At 55.6% G+C, this 2,970-nt stretch carries 2 protein-coding genes; both read left to right on the forward strand.

The window, feature by feature from the left end; all coding sequences use genetic code 11:
- Nucleotides 1–409 precede the first annotated feature (409 nt).
- Nucleotides 410–1,885, forward strand: coding sequence for a UDP-N-acetylmuramoyl-L-alanyl-D-glutamate--2,6-diaminopimelate ligase (locus HIJ39_RS22230; protein WP_169103227.1), 1,476 nt, complete (start codon nt 410–412; stop codon nt 1,883–1,885).
- Nucleotides 1,872–2,744: a glycosyltransferase family 2 protein gene (locus HIJ39_RS22235; RefSeq protein ID WP_169103228.1), complete on the forward strand. Its 873-nt coding sequence runs from the start codon at nt 1,872–1,874 to the stop codon at nt 2,742–2,744. Before HIJ39_RS22230 ends, HIJ39_RS22235 begins: the two co-directional genes overlap by 14 nt.
- Nucleotides 2,745–2,970: the final 226 nt, after the last annotated feature.

The raw sequence follows: 2,970 nt of genomic DNA on the forward strand, positions 1-2,970 counted from the left end.
GGTCGTCCCCCTCGCGCACGCTGAGACTACTGGGGCCGCAGGGCCCCGGGATCATCAGGCCGTGCCGACCCATTTTTGTTCCGAAACCCCGCTCGTGTGAGCGGGCTTTTTTTATGGCCTCTTACGCAAATTTGGCCACAGGCTTAACCCGACACGAGCATATCTTTTATATGTGGGAAAATGTGTTAAATCGACACCTTTCAAGTCACCCTCAATACCATGGGATTATGTGGATGGCATGCGATAAGGTGACGGAATTCAAGAAAACGCGTTGCGTCGTGATGGGGTAAACCGTTAATCTATTATGGACGGAATACGTACGTGATACGCTGCCGTGGAACCTTGCTCATGCCACGAGCCTAAACGGTGAATGATACTCATGGGGAGTCACAGGGAGGTCAAGGTAAGTATGGCAGCAGGCATCACTAAAACGGGTGATGAATGGCGCCTTAGCGACGTCATTCAAGGGGTCGCCATCGATTCTCGGCTGGTGAAGCCGGGGTATATCTTTGTCGCCATTCCGGGCGCGATATCGGACGGCCACGCCTTTGTCGAGGATGCCATCAATCGGGGCGCTGTGGCCATTGTCGGCGAGCACCCCTTGAATCTTCCTGTCCCCTATTTTCAAGTGGAATCCAGCCGGCGGGCTGCCGCCGAGCTTTCTGCGGCCTACTATCATTATCCTTCCCGTGATTTGGTGACCATCGGTGTAACTGGCACCAACGGCAAGACTTCGGTGGTTTATTGGTTGACGGCGCTGGTGCGGGCAGGAGGCATCAGTGCCGGCATGATCTCGAGCGTCGTGAACGATACCGGAAACCGCGTCCGAAACTCGATTTTAACCACCCCGGAAAGTCCGGAACTGCAACGCCAATTGTGGGAGATGCGTCAGAATGGAGCGACTCACGCGGTCGTGGAAGTCTCCTCGCATGGCATTGCCCAGCGCCGCGTAGACGAAATTGGTTGGGACCTGGCGGTGTTGACCAATATTACCCGCGAACATCTTGATTTTCATGGAACCATGGAAAACTATGTGGCAACCAAGGCCAAGCTTTTTCAACGATTGCCGGCTGATTCCTTAGGGGCGGTGCTGAATGCCGACAACCGCTACTCAGATGTGGTTCGAGAGGGTCTGGTCTGCCCGGTGGTGACGTACGGATTAGAGGCGGGTGACGTGCGGACGGAGATTCTTGAAGCCACAGCATGGGGCTCACGGGTCCGCATTGATGCCGGACAGGGCCGACCGATTGAAGCGCAGTTGAATCATCCCGGTCAATATAATGTCTACAATCTCACGGCAGCTGTGACCGCGGCATTGGCGTTAGGGGTATCGCCTGAAGTCATTCAACGGGTGATCCCTGAACTTCCTGGAGTTCCGGGCCGTATGCAGGTGTTGCAGCAGCCGGGCCAGCCTACGGTCATTGTCGACTATGCCCATACCCCGGACGGATTAACCCAGTCCTTGATCACCGTACGCAAAATGGTGGAGGGCCGCGTGTGGTTGGTTTTCGGCGCCCGTGGCGGGCGGGACCGCGGCAAACGTCCGGAGATGGGGCGTGTTGCGGCGACCTTGGCTGACTGCGTTGTGCTCACGGCCGACAGTCCCAATGATGAGGAGCCGGATGCCATTGCGGAAGCGATTCGGGAAGGGATTGACACGGTGGATCCGGCCAAGCTGATAAAAATTGAACTGGATCGTGCCCGGGCTATCCATTGGGTGGTGAAGGAGGCCCAGGCCACCGATTGTGTTCTGATTACCGGTCGGGGTCCGGAGCCATATCAATACTTTCACGGACGGCGAGTGGTGCTGAAGGATTCCGATGTGGCGTTAGACGCCTTGGGGGAACGGGTGCGGAAAGGAGCGGACGGGGTTGGCATCCATTAGTGTAGTGATTCCTGCCTACAACGCAGAAGACACGGTGGTGGACGCTATTCGCTCTGTTCTCCAGCAAAGTCTGCCGGCGCATGAAATTGTGGTGGTGGATGACGGGTCCAACGATGGGACGGCCCCCCTTGTACGAGACCAGTTTCCCAGTGTGCGTCTTGTGCGAGTGCCCAACGGCGGCCCATCCAGAGCGCGCAACCAGGGAATTCAGTTGGTGACGGGCGAATGGATTGCCTTTTTAGACGCCGATGATACGTGGCACCCGGATAAGTTGAAGGTGCAAATGGCCCAGGTGTCTCCAGATGTGGAATTGATTGCTTCCGATTGGGTTCGCGGCACGGAGTTTACGTCGGTCCCCAACCCCGTGCCCACGACGCGTCTCACATATCGCGACATGTTAACCATGAATCAGTTTCAAACCTCGACGGTGCTTATGTCGACGCGTCTGGCCAAACTATTGAACGGATTTGATCCTGAGGTGGATGGGGCGGAAGACTGGGATTTTTGGCTTCGCGCCTCGGAGCATACTAACATCGTGAAGGTTGACTGGCCGTTGGTCCAGTATCGCGATGTCGCCACCGGCTACAGCAAGGATGTGTGGCGGGTGTACAGCACCATGCAGCCCATGCTGGACAAGCATCGTGGGACCACGGTCATTACCCGGGCACAGTTTGCCACGTTGGAGAGCTGGCATCACTTGCGTTTTTGGGTGTCATTTTCATTGCAGCATGATCGGGAACATGCCAAGACGGCGTGGCGGAAGGCATGGCAGCCGCGACTGCGTTGGCATGCCTTAGGCGCAATTTTTCAGTACTTGGTGCCGTTTTTGGCGAAACGGCTTAAAAAACGCGTCGGCTAATCCCACGATTGGTGACCATTTCCGCTTGATTCATTCGCGAGTCCGATCGATAATAGACGACGGTTTTGATCGGCGTCGACTTCTGTCGCGGAGCTGAAAAATTCCAGTAGACATCCAATCGTCGACACGATATAATAAATTTTGCTGTTGCGAGACAGTGCCGGTCCTTGAAAACTATATCATCATGCCACATGAACGAACGTAACAAACGACCAACGTCGTAACA

Origin of the sequence: Sulfobacillus harzensis, from assembly GCF_012933365.1 — a bacterium.
In the GTDB taxonomy this organism is placed as follows: Bacteria; Bacillota; Sulfobacillia; order Sulfobacillales; family Sulfobacillaceae; genus Sulfobacillus_B; species Sulfobacillus_B harzensis.

Bases quoted from the DNA above. Each gene is read 5' to 3' on its own strand.
- HIJ39_RS22230 (WP_169103227.1), top strand. From the start codon at position 410: ATGGCAGCAGGCATCACTAAAACGGGTGATGAATGGCGCCTTAGCGAC.